Source organism: Roseibium polysiphoniae, assembly GCF_014842925.1.
GTDB lineage: Bacteria > Pseudomonadota > Alphaproteobacteria > Rhizobiales > Stappiaceae > Roseibium > Roseibium polysiphoniae.
In genome coordinates this window covers 668,010-686,563 of record NZ_JACYXJ010000002.1, presented here as the reverse complement: position 1 = coordinate 686,563, position 18,554 = coordinate 668,010, and the positions used below count along the sequence as shown (strand labels likewise).

Genomic DNA, 18,554 nt, shown 5'->3' with positions numbered 1-18,554 from the left:
AAAATCAATTGCCACGATGAAACCCGCACACTCCGCCAGTAAACACGCCTGCCGTGTTGCGAGGGGGGCAAAGACCGGGTATGCAACGGGCAAATATGATGCGCTGCCCATCAAGATGGTAGCCGATGACGAGGAAACTCAATGTCTCAGGCGAATACGTCCGTTCATGTCGGGCCCGTTGTTTTCGATAACCACGCGCCATTCAGCCTGATCGCCGGGCCGTGCCAGATGGAAAGCCGGGCGCATGCACTTGAATGTGCTGCGGCCGTTAAGGAAATAGCCGGGAACCTCGGCATTTCCGTCGTCTATAAATCCTCTTTCGACAAGGCCAACCGGACATCACTGTCTGCATCCAGAGGCGTGGGCCTCAAGGATGCGCTTCCGGTCTTTGCCGAGATCAAGGAAACTTACGGTCTGCCCACGATCACTGATATCCACTCGGCCGATCAATGCGGAACGGTCGCGGAAGTGGTAGATGTCCTGCAGATACCTGCCTTTCTCTGCCGTCAAACAGACCTGCTTGTCGCTGCGGCCAAGACCGGCGCGATCATCAATGTCAAAAAGGGGCAGTTTCTTGCCCCATGGGACATGAAAAACGTTCTAGCGAAGATTGTTGAAAGCGGTAACCCGAATGTCCTTCTGACGGAGCGTGGCGCCAGTTTTGGCTATAATACCCTGGTTTCGGACATGCGGTCACTGCCGATCATGGCCGAAACGGGTGCACCAGTCGTCTTCGACGCAACGCATTCGGTCCAGCAACCAGGCGGTCTCGGCGGCTCCAGCGGCGGGGATCGGCGCATGGTTGCCTATCTCGCTCGTGCGGCCGTTGCGGTAGGGGTTGGAGGCGTCTTCATCGAGACCCATCCAGATCCTGACAATACGATCTCGTCGGACGGCCCGAACATGATTGCTTTGAAAGATCTCGGAGCACTCTTGTCCGAGTTGAAGGCGATCGACGCAGTGGTGAAGCCTAAATCTGGCGCCTGAATATTCTAGCCGCTGGTCGCATGCGGCTTCTTCTTCCGGTAAACGCCGGGCAAATGTCGTCGCGCCAACCTCCAATCTGGCGCGATTTCTTCGAACTAATCTTGCCGTACCGCGGCAACCATCTGGAGTGAAGCATGACCGCAATTATCGACATCATAGGGCGTGAAATCCTCGACAGCCGTGGCAACCCGACGGTTGAGGTAGACGTGTTCCTTGAAGATGGATCTTTTGGTCGCGCCGCAGTTCCCTCGGGCGCCTCCACGGGTGCTCATGAAGCGGTCGAACTGCGCGATGGCGGTTCTCGTTTCCTCGGCAAGGGTGTCCTGCAGGCGGTCGACGCCGTCAATGGCGACATTTTCGATACCGTCGGTGGCCTTGACGCCGAAGATCAGCTGAAGATCGATGAAGCAATGATTGCGCTCGACGGCACCGAGAACAAGGCGCGCCTCGGCGCCAACGCAATCTTGGGCGTGTCTCTCGCCGTCGCCCGCGCCGCGGCCCAGTCTTCCGGTCTTCCGCTTTATCGCTATGTAGGCGGCACCTCTGCACGTACACTGCCGGTTCCGATGATGAACATCATCAACGGTGGTGCACATGCGGACAATCCGATCGACTTCCAGGAGTTCATGATCATGCCGGTCGGCGCGTCCTCGCTGAAGGAAGCGGTCCGGATGGGCGCTGAGGTCTTTCACACGCTGAAAAAGGCGCTGAACGACGCGGGCCATAACACCAATGTTGGCGATGAAGGCGGATTTGCTCCGAATCTTGAATCGACAGACGCCGCAATCGGTTTTGTGATGAAGGCCATCGAAAAGGCCGGCTACAAGCCGGGCGAAGACATGTTCCTCGCCCTGGATGCTGCTTCAACCGAATTCTTCAAGGACGGAAAATACGTTCTTGAAGGAGAGGGGCGTTCGCTCGATCCCGAAGAAATGGCAAAGTACCTCGGCGACCTGGTCGCGCGCTATCCGATCATCTCGGTCGAAGATGGCCTCGCGGAAGATGATTGGGCCGGTTGGAAAGCTGCGACCGATCTGTTCGGCGACAAGTGTCAGCTGGTTGGCGATGACCTTTTCGTCACCAATTCCGACCGTCTGCGCCAGGGTATTGACCAGGGCGTCGCCAACTCCATCCTGATCAAGGTCAATCAGATCGGGACGCTGTCCGAGACACTTGATGCCGTCGAAACGGCCCACAAGGCCGCATACACCGCCGTCATGTCGCACCGTTCGGGGGAAACCGAGGACAGCACCATTGCCGATCTGGCGGTCGCGACCAACTGCGGACAGATCAAGACCGGCTCGCTTGCGCGTTCGGACAGACTTGCAAAATACAACCAGCTCATCCGCATCGAGGAAGAGCTCGGCCCGCAAGCATTCTACGCAGGGTCTTCGATCCTCAAGAGCTAAGCGAACGCGCCAATTGAGTTGCTGACAAAATGAAAAGCCCCGCGAAGCGCACTTCGCGGGGCTTCTTTTAAAAATGCAGATTGTCTGATGTCTTAGCCTTCCGCAGCTTCCGGTTCGTTCGTGCGCGTTTCTTCTGCGTGACGAATTGCGGCGGCAAGTGTTTCGGACTTTTCGGCACCCGCAATCGCGAACCGTCCGTCGATGATGAAACAGGGCACGCCGGTTACGCCAAGCTCTTGCGCACGGGCGATCTGTTGTATGGTTTTTTCCAGATCACTGTCGGTTTCGAGCAGCTGCTCAACCAGGTCTGACTGCATGCCGGCGTCGTCGGCCACCTGTACCAGAGTTTCCGACTTGGTCAGATCGCCGCCTTCCAGAAAGAAGACCTCGAAAAGCCGCTCAACGACTTCATCTTGCAGATCATCGGCCCGGGACCAAAGAATCAGCCGATGACAGTCCAGTGTATTGGGAGAGAGCTTGATGTCGTCGAACGCAAATTGAATGCCTTCTTCCAGCCCCGCCTGGCGGATTGTCTCGTAGAAGGACTTTGCTCTTTCGACGCCGAACTTGTCGGTGAGATAAGCTTGGCGGTCCTTGCCTTCTTTAGGCAAGGTCGCGTCCAGCTGATAGGGGTGCCAGCGGACTGCAACGTTCACATCCGGAATCTGGGCGAGAGCACTCTCGAGCCTGCGCTTGCCGATGTAGCACCATGGGCACATGACATCGGACACCACGTCTACAGAGATCGGAGTCTCACTTGTCATATTGCTTTCCTTTTAACGCCGCGTTGCTTCAACACTAGTTATTTTGCTGGCGACATTCCAGTCTTGCGACGATCACAGACGTGTATGACCGAGAATTGCGTTAATGCGAGCCTGTAAACGGGCCTTTCCCCGCTCGCTCTTGAGAACGGCAATCGGGCCAACATCATGGACGAAACAAACCAGGTCCTCTTCACGGCTCGTGGCGTCCGCGATCGAAAGAACCGTTCCGTAGAGATCGGGCGCGAGAAGCGTTGCGTCATCTGGTGTGCTGAAATTCTCGGGAAGAAGCTTCATTTCCCAGATTTCCAGGCCGCGCTTGGCGAGCGCCGCACCGGCCCTTTCGCTGTAGCGGGCATAAAAGACCTGCGGGACGCCACCGGTGTTCAGTTGTTCCCTCAGCCACTTGTGGCTTTCAGCCAAGACCTTGTCTGCAAGCCGGCGCCGTTTGCCAAACCGTATGGCCGTCGATAGCCGTATCGAGAGGTTCGTTTCTTGCAGTGGCAAGCGGAGCACATCGCTTGCGCCCGCGCGGAACAGCGTCGGGATGTCCGACGCTTGCTCCGCGACAGCAAGAACAGGAAGTGCCGCAAACCGCGCATCCATGCGAATGCGCCGCAGATTCTCGAGATTCTCGTCAAAGGTGTCATCGAGGATCACTGCGTCAAAGGCGCGCTGCGCCAGATAGTCCTCGCCCATTTGCTGGTCGAAGGCACCCACGATCTCGACGTTACGCTGACTTGCCTGCTGCACCTGCAGGAGGCGGCCACCCATACCAACAATCAGGAGCCCACTGGTGCCCTTGTGATGAGGTGCTGAGCCGTAACCGGGGACACGCCCGAAACTCATGCGTCTGATCCGCGCTTCTTCTGAGCGCATCAACGAACGCTGGAGGTCGCAAGCTGTCGCAAACAAGGTATCGTCCGGAATTTCGCGATCAACGATGGCGGTTGGACGCACAAGGCCTGACAAATCGTCGCCAGCCTTGCAAAGCAGAAGGATCGGAACGTCAGTGCGAAGTTCTTCAATGGCGACTGCCAGCCACGCGGTGAAATCGGCGCGCTTGTCAAGCCGATCAAGCGCCTCGGTATCCAGAAGAATTACCGAGGGAAGCATGTCTGGCAGCAAAGCTTCAGTGCGCCATGTCGTGATCAGGTCGATGTCGGACGTCAGTCCGGGAATAGGTCCCGCAGATCCTGGAAGACGACGCCCTGCGAACCAGGTCGGCCCATGCCAAAGCAGGGAAGTTTCAGTGTCCATTACGCCAAAATACCAAACTGTCGATTGAGATCACGCAACTTGCGCCGCCAACCGCTGGGTGCGCAGGGTCAAGCGCCTCCTGTCAACCTCGCCGTTCTGGTCTCTTGGCAACGACTGAAGAATGAGAACACGGAATGGGATCTGCGCAAGGTCGACACCAGCGGCGTCTAGGAATGCAAAGAACGCCTTGGCGTCAGGCACATTTCCAGGCGAAGGAACCAGAGCCGCATAAAGCCGCGCACCGATAATGTCGTCTTCGACAAGAAAGGCGGCAGCTTCCTGGAGCCCGGGGTAGGTCATATAGAGGGCGTCAATCGCATCAAGTTGTCCGGCGCCTGGCGCGTATGCGCCCGGAATGCCGAAGCCTGCCAGACCACCATCAACCGGTTCCACCAGGATGCCGGTCTCAAGATATCCCTCTTTTGTCCAGGAAAGGCATTTGTTGTCGGCAAGGTTCCGCCACTCAGCACCCGGAACCGCCGGTCCCTTGACCAACAGCTTTGGCGTTTCGCCGTCTGCCGAAGTGTCGATGGCAATGTCCAGAAGGGCTGGCCCGCTCTCACGCCCGTTCGACCCGGTCTGCTTTCCCAACGGAACAGCCTCAACGCTGGTTGCGTGACTGCGCTTTCGCGCAACGAGTGCAAACTCATCGGCGATGTGCAGATCCACCATCGGGTGCATGGGCTCGAAGGCCGACGGCGGCGGTGCCGCAATGTTCCAGGCCGCAGCGATTGTCGCGCTCTTGTTGGCGACACCCTTGTCGAGCATTTGCGCCAATGGCCCCGGAGTCAGCACATAGTCGGCGTCCACCTCATTCGCGTGTTTGGCAAGGCGCACCAAAGAGGTCGGGTGATGCAGATGCAAACTGCCGCCACAAAGGAGCCAGGGCACCAGTCCGCCACCGAGCCCGGTTAGTCCACTGAGGGAATAAGGCACGAGCAGCTTGGCACCATCGCCGAGCTCGGTTTCGGCCAAAGCGAGCTTGGCTGCCGAAATCCAGTGATTGTGGCAACGGGTGACCGGAACTGTTTCTCCGCCACTGCGGCTCCAGGAGACAGTCGCCGTGTGATCGGCGGCCTCGCTTCTGTCGCTCTCTGTGAATGTCAGACCATCGCCCATTTCGGCGAGCATAGGGCCCAGCTCAATCAGACCGTCAGGAACATCCTTGCCAAGCCCGAAGACAAAGCGAAGGGAGAACAGGTCTGCCGCGACATCGCGCGCGTCGGCTCCGACCATGCGGGTTTCAACGCGGTCCGCGGCGATAAAGCCTTTCGCTCCGATAGAATTCAGAGCTTCAAGAACATTCTTCTGGCGCCAGTGAAGCGGCAGCGGAGAGACAATCAGGTCCGCGCGCAGGGCTGCCAAAAACGCGATCACCGTATCGACGGTGTTGGGTGACTGTATGCCAATGACATGATCGGCCGTCAGACCAACCGCGCCGTAGAACGCAGCCAGCCGGTCAATTTCCTTGTCCGCCTCGGCATAGCTGAGACTTCGCGGTTCACCGCCGGTCCAGTCTGCACGGTCAGGCGCATCGGCAATCGCGAGCCTGTCCGGATGGGCCGACGCCGTAGACTTGAACAGGCTGTCGAGAGTCGCATCGGACCAACTGCCATCTTTGTGGTGGTCCGCGGCCTGGGTTTCGGAAATTGCTCTCATGGTTCTTCGCTTTTCCGATCAGTTTCTATCGGCTTCAGCTGACCACCAGGTGTCAACTTCATCGCCATAGAGGGAATGCTCCTGCGGAGGAACGACCGTGTCCCAGTGAGCCATCCAGATGTCGGGGACGTGATACAGTGGTACGGCATAGGCGCCCGAGATCAGCACCCTGTCGAACGCGCGCACGGCGGCAACAAAATCCTCTTTGCTCCGGGCCCCGACCATTGCGTCAATCAATGCGTCAATCACGGGCTCGCGAGCGCCGACGATGTTGAACGAGCCTTCGGCTTCAGCTGCGGCTTGAGACCAGCGGCCGTATTGTTCGCCGCCGGGAGAAAGGGAGGCGTACCAGGTGTTGAAGACCATATCGAAATCGCGCTTGATCCGACGATCTTCGAACTGGGATGGGTCAACAGTGCGAACCGTCACATCAATGCCGAGGAGCGTCAGCGTCCGCGTGTAAGCGAGCGCCAGCTTTTCCTCATCCTCGTTTTTGGTGAGAATTTCAAATGCAAGCGCCTCACCGCCGCCTGTATCGACCAGCTTGCCGTCTTTGAGGTCAAAACCTGCTTTCTTGAACTCTCCGAGCGCCGCACGCAGAACCTTGCGGTCGCGTCCGGACCCGTCGGCTTCCGCCGGACGCCACGTCCCTTCCATCACCTCCGGAATGACAGCGTCAGGATAGTCGGCAAGCAACGCACGTTCGCGCTCGTCGGCCGGACGTCCGAGTGAGGACAGTATGGAGTTGTCCCAATAGCCGCCGGTCCTCTTGTAAAGACCGTAGTAGATGTTCCGGTTGACCCACTCAAAATCAAACAACATCGCGAGCGCCCGGCGCACACGAACGTCCGAAAACACGGCACGGCGGGTGTTGAAGGCAATTCCCTGCATGTTGGCCGGTGTTCCAAGCGTAATCTCTTCCTGAATCACGCGCCCGTCTTTGGCTGCGGGGAAATCAAACCCTGTCTTCCAGCGGACAGGATCGCGGAACTGAAGGACATCAATGAGACCCTTCTTGAAGGCCTCCTGCAACGTCGTTTCGTCGCGAAAGTACTCAATGCGGATCTCGTCGAAATTGTCGAACCCGGCTTTGACCGGGAGGTCCTTGGCCCAATAATCAGGATTTTTCTTGTAAACGACGCGCTTTCCCGGATCGATTTCGGAAAAGACGTAAGGCCCTGTGCCGATTGGCGCTTTGAGCGTAGACTTGTCGAAGTTTTCAGCGTCCGTATTTGCCTTTGACAGGATTGGCGCCAGCGCGATCAGCAGCGGCAACTCTCTGTTGTCGCCATTTTCAAAGACCAGTCGAATGGTTCGCTCGGCTGGAAATTCCTTCGCGACAATATTGGCGTACCAGTTGCGATAGGGCGGGCGGCCCTTGTCACGGATGATGTCGAAGGAAAACGCCACATCCTCGACGGTCACGGGCGATCCGTCGGAGAACTTCGCATTTGGGTTCAACGTAAACTCCATCCATTCCCGGCTGTCCGGCATGCGCACGCTTTCTGCAAGGTGCGCATAGAGCGTGAAGGGCTCCGCGTAGGAGCGCATCAGCAGGCTTTCAAAGATATTGCTGCCGAATTGGCGTTCTTTCATGCCGCGTGCGCTGGTCCAGCCGCCCTGAACAATAAAGGAATTCAGGCTGTCGAAGGTTCCCTGGACGCCCAGTGTCAGGGTTCCGCCTTGTGGGGCATCCGGGTTGGCGTAGGGCAGGGAGACGAAATCCGGCGGCAGAGCTGGTTCGCCGTGCATGGAGATGGCGTGGACCGATGGAACGGTCTCATCGCTCGCGTCAGCGCCTACCTGAAAGCACAGGAAAGCAAGACTGAATACCAGGCCCACCGCCGCAGATCGGCAAAGTCGCTGCATGCACAAATCGGTGGCTTTAATCATCTTTAAGGCTCTGAGCAGATTTTGATTCTCAACCGAATGCTACCACATGGTAAATAGACTGCGATGTATGCGCTGCTAAATAGCCCCAGATATTCCTGTTTCTCTTGATTTTGCCGGGCGTTGCATATCGGTCACCCTCTTGCCGTATTCGTCTCGCAAGGGTTCCCCGAACGCTAAACAGCGCGCGAGGCACTTGAAGTTGCCGCGCGAATGCCGCAGAACGGCGTAAGATTTGCGGACGTACGATTGAGGATAGTTCGAATGAAAAATGTTTTCAAAAGAGGATTGATCGGCTGCGCCTTTGCCGCGCTGGCAATGACCTCTTCTGTAGGTACGGTCTCCGCGCAGACTGCCGAGGAAGAATCCCCCTGGGTCAAGGTGTGTAACGTTGATCCCAAAGTGAACAAGGAAATCTGCCTGATCACGCAGGAATTACGGACAAACACAGGCCAGTTCCTGAGTTCTGTGGCTATCCGTGAAATCGATGGTGAAGCGCGCAAGACGCTGCTTATCGCGGTTCCGACCGGCATGCTGATCCAGCCGGGCCTTCGTGTCCAGATCGACAGCGGCAAGCAGACCCAGGCCAAATACGGCATCTGTTTCCCGAACGCCTGTTATTCCGAGCTCGTAATCGACGCGTCCTTCGTGAACTCGATGAAGCAAGGCGGCAAGCTCGTTCTCACCACCTTGAACCAGCAGGCCAAGGCGATACCGCTTGAGCTGACGCTCATCGGCTTCACCAAGGTTTACGACGGCGAGCCAATGGACGTTGCTGACCTGCAGAAGAAGCAAGAAGAGCTCCAGTCCGAGCTGCAGCGCCGCGCCGATGAAGCACGCCAAAAGCTGATCGACGCTCAGAACGACGCTCAGTAAGCTTCAGCCAGTTTTCGAGATTGCAAACGCCGCTCCCATTCGGGGCGGCGTTTTTATTTGAAATGAGGCACTGAAGCAGACACACCGGCACTGCGGCGCACCGCTACGCTGTCAGGAAAGTTGTTGAGCCGGGGGGCTTTTAGTGGATCTCGACAGTCAGCGGCACATAGGAGCCGTCGGACAGTTCTTCAAAGATCTCATGGACCTGAGGGTGCCGGACCGGCTCGCCAGTAATATCCGGGATTAGGTTTTGCTCGCTGACATAGGCGACGTATTCCGTCTCCTCGTTTTCAGCAAGCAGGTGGTAGAACGGCTGATCTCGGTTTGGCCGAACGTCTTCGGGAATGGAATCCCACCATTCCTCGGTATTGCTGAAGGTCGGATCGACATCAAATATCACCCCTCGGAAGGGGTAGATGCGGTGCCGCACGACCTGACCAATTCTGAATTTCGCCGTACGCATTTTGTCAACCTGATCAGACGGATTTTGCCGGGATAGCGCTTGCGCGATTGTGTGGCAAGCGCTTTCCCTGCCGCTAATCCGACAAATCATAGTACACGAAGTCTCTAAAGACCGTAAACTTCAGCGAGCTCCGGGTCCTTGCTCGCAACCAGCTTCGCCAGATCCACGATCACCTTGGCCTGTTTCCAGGTCGCGTCATCCTGCATCTTTCCATCGATCATGACGGCTCCCGTCCCATCCGGCATTGCCTCGAGAATCTTGATGGCAAAGGCAACTTCAGCAGGATCGGGACTGAAAACGCGCTTTGCCAGCTCGATCTGCTTCGGATGGAGCGACCAGGCACCGAGGCAGCCCATCAGGAACGCGTTGCGAAACTGGCTTTCACAGGCCTCCTGGTCGGAAAAGTCGCCGAACGGGCCGTAGAAGGGCTTCAGTCCGTAGGACAGGCAGGCATCAACCATCTTGGCGACCGTATAATGCCAAAGGTCCTGCTGAAATGCTGTGCGCGCCGCGCCGTTGCTGTCATCGGACAGAACGGCATAGTCTGGATGCCCGCCACCCACACGCGTTGTCTTCATGCCCCGCGAGGCCGCAAGATCGGCCGGGCCAAGGCTCATGCCGTGCATCCGTGGGCTGGCCGCTGCGATCGCTTCAACGTTATTGACGCCTTCTGCCGTTTCCAGGATCGCATGGATCATGATCGGTTTGGAAATTCCGGACTTTGCCTCCAGCTGAGCCAACAGCTGGTCCAGGTAGTGGATGTCCCAGGGCCCCTCGACCTTTGGCAGCATGATGACATCAAGCTTGTCGCCAACCTCGGGTACAATTTCCATGAGGTCATCCAGAAACCAGGGGCTGTTCAAGCAGTTGACGCGGGTCCACAGACCTGTCTGGCCGAAATCATTGTCCTTGGCCATCTGTATGAAGCCGCGCCGCGCCTCGACCTTCGCATCCGCTGGAATGGCGTCCTCAAGATTGCCAAGGACCACATCGACCTTGCTGATGAGATCCGGAACCTTGGCGCGCATCTTTTCGACATGCGGCGGCACAAAGTGGATCATGCGTTCGAGGGCGACCGGCAAGTCACGGAACGGGGCAGGCGCACCAATGGCCAGCGGCTGGTAAAAGGCTTTGGGTGTCTTCACGGCTCTGTCACTCCCTCATCTGCCGGCACGTTTGGCAAATGTATAACCGCCTTATTGCGCTGCACATATTCTCCGAAAGGCGCAGCCACCGGGCGGGGTTGACGCGACCTGGAAACGTCAGGCCTTGGCCCACTTGCGGTGGATCCACATCCACTGCTCAGGGTGCTCGCGGATCCATTCCTCAAAGACACGGTGGATCTCTTCAGTAACCGCTTGAATATCTGCCTTGCGATCGTCAGTTACGGGAACCTCGATCGCCCGGCCTTCAATGGCGAAATGCACACCCTTGGTTCGGATAACACGGCCAAGGATGATCGGCACGCCGCCGGAACGTGCAAGCGTCGCCGGCACCGGGTTGGCATAGGCCGGCCGGCCAAAAAACGGCACCTTGATGCCGCGGGTCTCGCGCAGGTCACCCATGATCGCCAGAACACCGCCTTCCCGGACGATCCTGACGAGCTTGCGGGCGGTCTCGTGGCTTTTTGAAAACAGGCCCAATCGATAGAGGTCCTTGCGCATGTCGCGCAGGGCCGCATCCGCAAAAGGATTCTTCAGCGCCTGGTAGACGCCTGCCAGATCAAGGCCCGCCCGCACTGCGGGCTGAACACACATTTCCCAGTTTCCGGAATGGAAGGAAACAAAAACAGCCTGCTGTTTTCCGGCGAGAACGCGCTTCGTGGTTTCATCGGCGATGGCCACGAAACGGTCGTCCTGCGGCAAGAGCTCGGCAATATGGAAGGTTTCGGCAGCAACCCGCCCAAGGTTCTCCCACATGCCGCGCACGATCTGTTCGCGCTCTTCAGCAGTTGTTTGAGGCAATGCCGCTTCAAGATGTTGAAGGGCACGCTGATGTCTCGAATTCAGGGGGGCAAAGAAGCGCCAAAGACGCCCCATCACCGCCGAAGCGATGTCCACAGGGATCAGGCGGAACAAAATGATCGCAACGCGTAAAGCGGCTGTTTCCAACCGGTACCAGAGATTTTTCAAGCTTTTCGCGAAGGGCATCGGGGCGGCAGTACCATTTGTAACAAACCGAGACTTGCAGGAGCCGGCAAGACCGTCTCTAACGTTTAAGCCTGATATGGAGCGTTGAAGAACAAACCTATCAGGGGTGATTATCCAAGGTGTCCATCTGATGCAAGCCATCAGGGACCGTTCGGCTGACGGCGCCTGCCGTCATGGCCCACCATTGATTGCGGTTAGCTCGAGAATGCAAGACGTCATCACACTGGCCTTTCCCTTTTTCGGCTTGATTTTCCTCGGCTTTGTATCCGGGAAAATCGGCAAACTGCCGGAAAGCGGGCTTGCCTGGATGAATTTCTTCATCATCTACATCGCCTTGCCGGCTTTGTTCTTCAGGCTCCTGTCTGAAACACCGATCGAACAGCTGACCGATCTTACCTTCGTTTCGGCGACCACCTTCACGACCTATACGGTGTTCGCCATCGCCTTTTGCATCGGTGTCTTGGCGACTCGCGGCAGCGTGCCTGAATCCACCATTTTGGGGATCGCAGGAGCCTATTCCAACATCGGCTACATGGGACCTGGCCTGACGCTGGCCGTTCTTGGGCCTGCGGCAACCGTTCCAACAGCGCTGATTCTTTGCTTCGACAACACGCTTCTTTTCATTCTCGCCCCACTGATGATGGCCGTGGGCGGAACCGACAAGGAGCCGATGCGCAAGACACTCACCAAGATTTTCTGGCGGGTCTTCACCCATCCCTTCATCCTTGCAACCATTGCAGGCGTGGGCGCTGCAGCTATTGGTTTCAGGCCGCCTGAAGCGATTGATACGATGCTGAGTATTCTCAGCGGGGCAGCCGCGCCCTGCGCGCTCTTTGCCATGGGCGTCGGCGTCGCGTTGCGCCCCGCTGGCCGCATTCCGATTGAGCTGCCTGCGGTTCTTGTTGTGAAGCTGATCGTTCACCCGGTCCTTGTGTTCCTGCTGCTCTCCTGGATCGGTGGCTTCGATCCAATCTGGGTCGCAACGGCAATCCTCATGGCCTGTCTGCCGCCCGCGACGAATGTTTTTGTCATCGCGCAGCAGTACAGCACCTACGTTCAACGGGCCGCGAGTTTCGTTTTGATTGGAACATTGGCGTCGGTCGTGACCGTGACCGGATTCATTTGGGCGATCACCAACAATGTCATTCCCTTGGGTGGCTAAAACCCATAGCCGGGCAGGCACGGAAAGCTAGTGGACGCCGTCCCGAACTGGCGGGGCCTTACGTCTGGTGCCCGGAGCGATACCTTCGCGCATGAGCAGCCGCCGAAGCGGAGGAACCTTGTCGGCCAGATAAAGCCCCGCACTTCGAGCGATCTGCACCGGAAGAAAGTCGGTCAGAAGCGACCGGTTCAATGCATCAACCGCAAAGGTTCGCGTGGAAATATCGCTGCGCCGGTCGCTTTCATAGCGGGACAGCACCTGCGCCGAGCCAATGTCCGCTCCCGTGCCGCGTGCTGACGTCAAGAGTTTCCCCAAAGAGGCTACGTCCCGCAGGCCGAGATTGAGGCCCTGCGCTCCGATCGGCGGGAAGACATGCGCAGTTTCTCCGATCAGCGCGAGCCGTTTTCCTACGAGCGACTTGGCCGACAGACCTGACAGCGGAAAGCTCTGTGGCTCGCTGGCGATGCGGAATTTGCCAATGATCGAATGAGCGCGTTGCTCAAGTTCGAGCGCCAGGTCCGTTGTCGACATGGCCTTGAGGGTCTCGGACTGCTCCGGCGTAACGACGCATACAAGGGACGACGAGCGACCGGGCAGGGGAACGAGCGTGAAGGGACCGGTGGGCGTGTGAAACTCGGTGGAAGTGTCGTTGTGAGGCCTGTCGTGCTCCAGATTGAGGACCACGGCCACCTGCGGATAGCTCCAGCGGCGCAGGTCTATTCCGGCGGCCTCACGCGCCTGGGAGTTGCGGCCGTCAGCTGCAACAAGCAACCGAGCCTTGATAGGCATGCCATCCTGGCTGGAAACAGTGACATTCTCGTCGCCGAAGTCATAGGAAACCGCAAGATCTTCGACGAACGTCAGATTGGTTTGCTCCTGAGCCACCTCTGCGAGGACGCGGTTCAGGTCCTTGTTGCGCAGATTATATCCGAAGGCATCAAGGTCGAGCTCGGCACTGTCGAATGTGACCTCCGGCGCACGCACAAGCCTGCCTGTGGCATCGATCATCCGCATCTTCGAAAGTGGCGTTGCAAAGCCCCGAAGACTTTCCCAGACGCCAATCTGTTCAAAAAGCGTGGCCGAGTCTTGCAACAAGGCGGTCGTGCGCCCGTCCTCAAGGTTCACGGCGGGTGCGACCAACACTGTTTCGAAGCCGGCCGAGGCAAACAGGAGCGCCGCCGTCAAACCGGACGGACCAGCTCCGACAACAACGATGTCGTGGATCTTGTCTGAGGTCTCAGGCATTGTCGTGGCTCCATTGCTACCGCTCCGACGGAAGGATGGCGTTCCGAAGCTGAAAAGCAAGGCGGAACGGAATTACCAAGCGCGGTCCAATGCCGCATAGGCCATCCGACGTTGTTTGTGAAGGATGTCACTGGCCTGTTTGCGTCATATCAAGACGATTGCCGAGAGACCCGCTATCTTGTAACGCGATTTCATTCATTGAAAACGTTGCCGATGCTGGGACATGACTTTGGAGACATGCAAGTGACGTCCGTGGTTGAGCACCAGGAAACACAACTAAACGCGTTGGCGCGCGGATGGCCGTGGGTTCTCGCCTGTCTTGTCGGATTGACGCTTGCTGGGTGGCTCTACCTATCTCTCATGGTCGCCGACATGATCTCGGTGATGGACATGACCGAGGCCGGACCCGGAATGGGCGTGTTCAACGCCTTCAACATCTATCAGGGCCTGCCTGCCGAGGCGCGCGCTGCCATTGCCGCGCTATGCCTTCCCACCTCTGTCGCAACTTTTGGAATGCCAGCCGAAACGTGGGCGGCAGCTGATGGGGCCAAGATCTTTGTCATGTGGCTCATGATGGCCCTGGCAATGATGCTGCCAAGTGCCATTCCCATGTTGAACGCCTATGCGCGCCGCCGAGGCAAGCAGACAAGCAAAGCACGCAATGGGACCGAGACGCTTTTGGCTGCGACCGGCTATCTGACGGTCTGGGCTGGCTACGCCGTCGTTGCTACGGGGGCACAATGGCTGCTGACGCTGACGTCTGCTGTCACGCCGATGATGGCGCCTGCCTCAATGGCTTTCGCGGCGACAATCCTCATGGCTGCTGGCGCCTACCAGTTTACCCGGGCCAAGAAAGCCTGCCTGGTGCGCTGTTGGTACCCTCGTTTTGCTTTTGCCGAGCGAACCGGTGTCGTTGCGGCCTACAAGGAAGGGGCTGTTCAGGGACTGGCCTGCCTTGGCTGCTGCTGGGCCATCATGACGGTCATGTTCGCGGTAGGCCTGATGAACGTGATCTGGATTGTTGTCCTCGGTGTTCTCATGGCAGTTGAAAAAACACTCCCAAGCAATTGGCTTCGTGTGCTGATTGGCATATTTTTCCTGGGTTGGGGCTTGGCCCTGGTGGCGCTGATGCAAGCCGGTCTGGTGCATTGAATCCAAGTTTGAGGTGCACAGTTGCGCCGTCAATAGCGAAAAGCCTGTTCATTCCGTCATAAAATTGGAATAATGGGATACAAATCGATACATTTATCGTTTGATCGATAGGTGGCAACTTGGCCTGAGTTCAGGGCCTCGGCGGGCGATTTTCCCGCAAATCCAGTATTTTTTGTAACCCCGCGAGACACCGACCGCCGTGACCGAAATTACACCAGACAAGGAAGCTCCGGAGCCGGCGCTGTTTCTGATCCATATCCTCACGGCTTCCGGCGCACCGATCGCGCTCGTCGCGTTGCTGGCCGGCGCTCGTGGAAACTGGGCCGAGATGTTTGCCTGGCTGGGGCTGGCACTTGTGGTGGACGGGATTGATGGTCCACTTGCGAGGCACTTCAACATTGCCAAGCGATTGCCGCGCTGGTCCGGTGCATCGCTCGATTTCGTGATCGACTACGCCACCTACGTGTTCCTGCCGGCCTTCGCACTGTCCGCAAGCACGATGCTTTCCCAGCCCTGGAACTGGATCTGCGGCGGCCTCATTGTGTTCACTGGCGCGCTTTATTTCGCCGACAATGGCATGAAGACGCCCGACGGTTCCTTCAAGGGATTTCCAGCCGGTTGGAACATGGTCGTCTTCGGCCTGATGGCCCTGTCGCCCTCCCAGGGCTTCACCATCGGGTTTGTGCTCTTTTGCTGCGTCTTGACCTTTCTGCCGGTCAAATTCGTCCATCCAGTGCGCGTGCAGCGCTGGCGGGTACTGACGCTGATCGTCACCGCAATCTGGTTCGTTGCAGCGGGCAACGCGGTCGTCAATGGCATGCAGACGCCTGAGATCACGGGTTGGGTCCTGACCGGAGCGAGCCTTTATCTTTTCTCGGTCTCGGCCGTGCAGCAAGTGATTGACCGCTACTTCTAAGCGGTGCGCCGGCATCCCGCTATCGCAACTCGGTAAATCCTACAGGCTCGTGATTGACGTGGCACACGATCCGGGGATCGTGTGAACATGCGACTCAAGAGTTGGCTCAGCGCCTGCAACAGAATTCCCTCTGTTCACGCAGCGCAAAATTTTGAAATCACTTGATTGCCGGTCCTGGCAAGTTTTCTGGAGGAGTTAGAGATGGTTCAGGCGATACGTGTTCACGAGACCGGCGGTCCGGAAGTCCTGACGTGGGAGAAAGTCGAGATCGGCGAGCCCGGCCCTGGTGAGGTTTGTATCCGCCATACCGCCATCGGTCTCAACTTCATCGATACGTATTTTCGCAGCGGTCTTTATCCCGCGCCTGCTGGTTTGCCTTTCATCCCCGGCAACGAGGGCGCTGGCGTCGTTCTGACGGTTGGCGAGGGTGTTTCCCACGTGGCTCCCGGCGATCGCGTCGCTTATGTCGGGCCGCTTGGAGCCTACGCGCAGGAGCGCATCGTTCCAGGTGACCGTCTTGTCGCCATTCCCGATGGCATCGAAGACAAGACCGCAGCGGGCATGATGCTGAAAGGCATGACAGCCCAGTATCTTCTGCGCCAGACCTTCGATGTGACGCCCGAAACAACCTTGCTGTTTCACGCAGCTGCGGGCGGCGTCGGCCTGATCGCGGGCCAATGGGCAGCGCATTTGGGCGCAACCGTTATCGGAACGGCCGGTTCTGCCGAAAAGGTCGAGCTTGCCAAGGCGAATGGCTATCAGCACGTCATCAATTATCGCGACGAGGATTTCGTCGAACGGGTGAAGGAGATAACGGACGGCAAGGGCTGCGATGTTGTCTACGACAGCGTCGGCAAGGACACCTATCCGGGGTCACTTGATTGCCTGAAGGCAAGGGGGGTGTGGGTTTCCTTCGGTCAGTCCTCCGGCCCGATCACCGATTTCAATCTCGGATTGCTCGGCACCAAGGGATCGCTCTTCGCGACCCGTCCGACCTTGTTCTCCTACATCGCCTCACGCGCGGACCTGGAGGCGACCGCAGGTGATCTGTTCGACGTAGTTGGCAAGGGCATCGTGAAGATCGGCGTCAATCAGGAATACCGCCTGGCCGACGCCGCTCAGGCCCACAAGGATCTGGAAGGTCGCAAGACCACCGGCACGACCGTCCTCATCCCATAAGGACGAAAAGCAATGGCAGGGGCAAAGAGCAACGACAAGGCGCGCAATCTCTACGCCCCTGCCATGCGCTATTTTTCGGTGGTTGCCGAACTTGGTTCCATCCGCGCTGCGTCAAGAGAGCTGAATGTTGCCTCCTCGGCCATAAATCGCCAGATACTCTGGCTCGAGGAGGCGCTTGGTCTGCAGCTGTTTGAAAGGGTCGGACGCCGGCTGCGGCTTGCGCAGGCCGGCGAAATTCTGCTTGCTCACGTCAAACGCACTTACTCGGACTTCGATGCCACCCTGGCGGAACTCGACGCCCTTCAGGGGTTGAGACGCGGAACGGTCGCCATTGCCACGGTCGAAAGCGTTGCAGAGACCCTGCTTCCGGAGTTGGTGTCGTCCTTCCGGCGGAAATACCCGGGCATCCACGTCAGTGTCACCGTCACCAGCGCCCTCGAAGCGGCAAAGCTCGTGGAAGCGGCAGAAGCCGATGTAGGCTTCACCTTCGACCCGCCCGACACTTCTGCGCTGACGGTCTCCTATCATCAGGACTTGCCGATCGGGGCGTTGATGGCCCCCGACCACCCGCTGGCAACGGCTGAAGTTCTCAGCCTGTCCGAATGCCTGCGTTTTCCGCTGGCGCTTCCCGCCGTCGGCCTTTCCCTGCGCAGCCGGATAGACGCGTCCATGGCGCAGATTCCAGGATCTCTGCGAACCTATATCGAAGCCAATTCACTGCGGTTCATGCGCGCGCTGGCACGGGAAGAAAAGGTGATCGGATTTCAGACCGAGATCGGCTGTGAAGAGGATCTTGAAAGCGGCCGGCTGGTGTTTAAACCCTTGACGGATTTGCCGCTTCAGGCGGATCGATTAAGCATTGTTACAAGCGCCCGCAGGGCGCTTGCGCTGTCGCCTGGCATGTTTTTCAATCATGCCGTGATCGCGCTAAAAGACCGTTTGCCGAACAATGATGCCAAAATGGCATCAACAAGTGCTAAAATGAGCGCTATGGAATGAGCCAAATTTAGGGCACCTTTTTTATCTGCAGCTGAAAGAGACTGTGGTGGACACCGCTTTAGTGGAACTGGCGCTGCGGTTGGGAGAGATGAGTGATGGGGCGTTTGACGACGCATGTTCTGGACACAGCCCTCGGACGTCCAGCGGGCGGCCTGAAGATCGAACTGTGGGCCATGGATGGCGCACCTGAGATGGTGTCGACCCATACCACAAACGCCGATGGCCGCGTTGATGGCCCCATTCTCGAGGGACCGGCCTTCAAGTGCGGAACCTATGAGCTCCGCTTTCATGCCGGAGACTACCTCAAGTCCTGCGGAACAAACCTGCCCGAACCCTTGTTTTTGGACATCATCCCGATACGCTTTGGCATTGCCGAGCCCGATGGCCATTATCATGTGCCGCTGCTGCTTTCGCCCTTCGGGTTCTCGACATATCGCGGGAGCTGA

17 protein-coding genes are annotated in these 18,554 nt (G+C 57.9%); 9 read left to right on the top strand and 8 right to left on the bottom strand.

Annotated elements, in window-relative coordinates:
• Positions 1–141 precede the first annotated feature (141 nt).
• Both kdsA and eno read left to right on the top strand, forming a co-directional pair.
• Positions 142–987 carry a 3-deoxy-8-phosphooctulonate synthase gene (gene kdsA, locus IG617_RS06860; protein ID WP_192108451.1) on the top strand — a complete coding sequence of 282 codons (846 nt, stop codon included), beginning with the start codon at positions 142–144 and terminating at the stop codon, positions 985–987.
• 134 nt (positions 988–1,121) lie between these two features.
• A complete protein-coding gene (gene eno / locus IG617_RS06855) occupies positions 1,122–2,396 on the top strand; it encodes a phosphopyruvate hydratase (RefSeq protein WP_192108450.1) in 1,275 nt (424 codons plus the stop codon).
• Positions 2,397–2,488: 92 nt separating this feature from the next.
• Here the strand turns inward: eno and IG617_RS06850 are convergent, their stop codons facing one another.
• The 4 genes from IG617_RS06850 to IG617_RS06835 all read right to left on the bottom strand — a co-directional run bounded on the left by IG617_RS06850 (position 2,489) and on the right by IG617_RS06835 (position 7,969).
• Positions 2,489–3,160 carry a DsbA family oxidoreductase gene (locus IG617_RS06850; protein WP_192108449.1) on the bottom strand — a complete coding sequence of 224 codons (672 nt, stop codon included), beginning with the start codon at positions 3,158–3,160 and terminating at the stop codon, positions 2,489–2,491.
• Between the two features lie 72 nt (positions 3,161–3,232).
• Positions 3,233–4,417 carry a PleD family two-component system response regulator gene (locus IG617_RS06845; RefSeq protein ID WP_209008297.1) on the bottom strand — a complete coding sequence of 395 codons (1,185 nt, stop codon included), beginning with the start codon at positions 4,415–4,417 and terminating at the stop codon, positions 3,233–3,235.
• Between the two features lie 30 nt (positions 4,418–4,447).
• Positions 4,448–6,076, bottom strand: a complete 1,629-nt coding sequence (locus tag IG617_RS06840; protein WP_192108448.1) for an AMP-binding protein — start codon at positions 6,074–6,076, stop codon at positions 4,448–4,450.
• Positions 6,077–6,094: 18 nt separating this feature from the next.
• Positions 6,095–7,969 (bottom strand): extracellular solute-binding protein, encoded by a 1,875-nt coding sequence (locus IG617_RS06835; protein WP_254170455.1) that lies wholly within the window; start codon positions 7,967–7,969, stop codon positions 6,095–6,097.
• A 261-nt stretch (positions 7,970–8,230) separates the two neighbouring features.
• On the opposite strand from IG617_RS06835, the gene IG617_RS06830 reads away from it, so the two are divergent.
• Positions 8,231–8,842, top strand: a complete 612-nt coding sequence (locus IG617_RS06830; protein WP_192108447.1) for an invasion associated locus B family protein — start codon at positions 8,231–8,233, stop codon at positions 8,840–8,842.
• A 139-nt stretch (positions 8,843–8,981) separates the two neighbouring features.
• On the opposite strand, the gene hspQ is transcribed toward IG617_RS06830, so the two are convergent.
• From hspQ to IG617_RS06815, 3 genes are all read right to left on the bottom strand, one after another.
• Positions 8,982–9,305 (bottom strand): heat shock protein HspQ, encoded by a 324-nt coding sequence (hspQ, locus tag IG617_RS06825; RefSeq protein WP_192108446.1) that lies wholly within the window; start codon positions 9,303–9,305, stop codon positions 8,982–8,984.
• Between the two features lie 104 nt (positions 9,306–9,409).
• The gene (locus IG617_RS06820; protein WP_192108445.1) at positions 9,410–10,450 is read right to left on the bottom strand and encodes an aldolase/citrate lyase family protein; all 1,041 of its coding nucleotides are present in this window, start codon (positions 10,448–10,450) and stop codon (positions 9,410–9,412) included.
• A 117-nt stretch (positions 10,451–10,567) separates the two neighbouring features.
• Positions 10,568–11,455 (bottom strand): lysophospholipid acyltransferase family protein, encoded by an 888-nt coding sequence (locus tag IG617_RS06815; protein WP_192108444.1) that lies wholly within the window; start codon positions 11,453–11,455, stop codon positions 10,568–10,570.
• A 205-nt stretch (positions 11,456–11,660) separates the two neighbouring features.
• On the opposite strand from IG617_RS06815, the gene IG617_RS06810 reads away from it, so the two are divergent.
• Positions 11,661–12,617: an AEC family transporter gene (locus tag IG617_RS06810; RefSeq protein ID WP_192108443.1), complete on the top strand. Its 957-nt coding sequence runs from the start codon at positions 11,661–11,663 to the stop codon at positions 12,615–12,617.
• Positions 12,618–12,644: 27 nt separating this feature from the next.
• Here the strand turns inward: IG617_RS06810 and IG617_RS06805 are convergent, their stop codons facing one another.
• Complete coding sequence (locus IG617_RS06805; RefSeq protein ID WP_192108442.1) at positions 12,645–13,862, bottom strand: UbiH/UbiF family hydroxylase; 1,218 nt, start codon at positions 13,860–13,862, stop codon at positions 12,645–12,647.
• Positions 13,863–14,105: 243 nt separating this feature from the next.
• On the opposite strand from IG617_RS06805, the gene IG617_RS06800 reads away from it, so the two are divergent.
• The 5 genes from IG617_RS06800 to uraH all read left to right on the top strand — a co-directional run bounded on the left by IG617_RS06800 (position 14,106) and on the right by uraH (position 18,554).
• Positions 14,106–15,014 carry a DUF2182 domain-containing protein gene (locus IG617_RS06800; RefSeq protein ID WP_209008296.1) on the top strand — a complete coding sequence of 303 codons (909 nt, stop codon included), beginning with the start codon at positions 14,106–14,108 and terminating at the stop codon, positions 15,012–15,014.
• Between the two features lie 199 nt (positions 15,015–15,213).
• Positions 15,214–15,930 carry a CDP-alcohol phosphatidyltransferase family protein gene (locus tag IG617_RS06795; protein WP_192108441.1) on the top strand — a complete coding sequence of 239 codons (717 nt, stop codon included), beginning with the start codon at positions 15,214–15,216 and terminating at the stop codon, positions 15,928–15,930.
• Positions 15,931–16,131: 201 nt separating this feature from the next.
• Complete coding sequence (locus IG617_RS06790; protein WP_192108440.1) at positions 16,132–17,109, top strand: quinone oxidoreductase family protein; 978 nt, start codon at positions 16,132–16,134, stop codon at positions 17,107–17,109.
• A 12-nt stretch (positions 17,110–17,121) separates the two neighbouring features.
• Positions 17,122–18,108, top strand: coding sequence for a LysR family transcriptional regulator (locus IG617_RS06785; protein ID WP_192108439.1), 987 nt, complete (start codon positions 17,122–17,124; stop codon positions 18,106–18,108).
• Between the two features lie 95 nt (positions 18,109–18,203).
• Positions 18,204–18,554: a hydroxyisourate hydrolase gene (uraH, locus tag IG617_RS06780; protein WP_192108438.1), complete on the top strand. Its 351-nt coding sequence runs from the start codon at positions 18,204–18,206 to the stop codon at positions 18,552–18,554.

Bases quoted from the DNA above. Each gene is read 5' to 3' on its own strand.
- kdsA (WP_192108451.1), top strand. From the start codon at position 142: ATGTCTCAGGCGAATACGTCCGTTCATGTCGGGCCCGTTGTTTTCGAT.
- eno (WP_192108450.1), top strand. From the start codon at position 1,122: ATGACCGCAATTATCGACATCATAGGGCGTGAAATCCTCGACAGCCGT.
- IG617_RS06850 (WP_192108449.1), bottom strand. From the start codon at position 3,160: ATGACAAGTGAGACTCCGATCTCTGTAGACGTGGTGTCCGATGTCATG.
- IG617_RS06845 (WP_209008297.1), bottom strand. From the start codon at position 4,417: ATGGACACTGAAACTTCCCTGCTTTGGCATGGGCCGACCTGGTTCGCA.
- IG617_RS06840 (WP_192108448.1), bottom strand. From the start codon at position 6,076: ATGAGAGCAATTTCCGAAACCCAGGCCGCGGACCACCACAAAGATGGC.
- IG617_RS06835 (WP_254170455.1), bottom strand. From the start codon at position 7,969: ATGATTAAAGCCACCGATTTGTGCATGCAGCGACTTTGCCGATCTGCG.
- IG617_RS06830 (WP_192108447.1), top strand. From the start codon at position 8,231: ATGAAAAATGTTTTCAAAAGAGGATTGATCGGCTGCGCCTTTGCCGCG.
- hspQ (WP_192108446.1), bottom strand. From the start codon at position 9,305: ATGCGTACGGCGAAATTCAGAATTGGTCAGGTCGTGCGGCACCGCATC.
- IG617_RS06815 (WP_192108444.1), bottom strand. From the start codon at position 11,455: ATGCCCTTCGCGAAAAGCTTGAAAAATCTCTGGTACCGGTTGGAAACA.
- IG617_RS06810 (WP_192108443.1), top strand. From the start codon at position 11,661: ATGCAAGACGTCATCACACTGGCCTTTCCCTTTTTCGGCTTGATTTTC.
- IG617_RS06805 (WP_192108442.1), bottom strand. From the start codon at position 13,862: ATGCCTGAGACCTCAGACAAGATCCACGACATCGTTGTTGTCGGAGCT.
- IG617_RS06790 (WP_192108440.1), top strand. From the start codon at position 16,132: ATGGTTCAGGCGATACGTGTTCACGAGACCGGCGGTCCGGAAGTCCTG.
- IG617_RS06785 (WP_192108439.1), top strand. From the start codon at position 17,122: ATGGCAGGGGCAAAGAGCAACGACAAGGCGCGCAATCTCTACGCCCCT.
- uraH (WP_192108438.1), top strand. From the start codon at position 18,204: ATGGGGCGTTTGACGACGCATGTTCTGGACACAGCCCTCGGACGTCCA.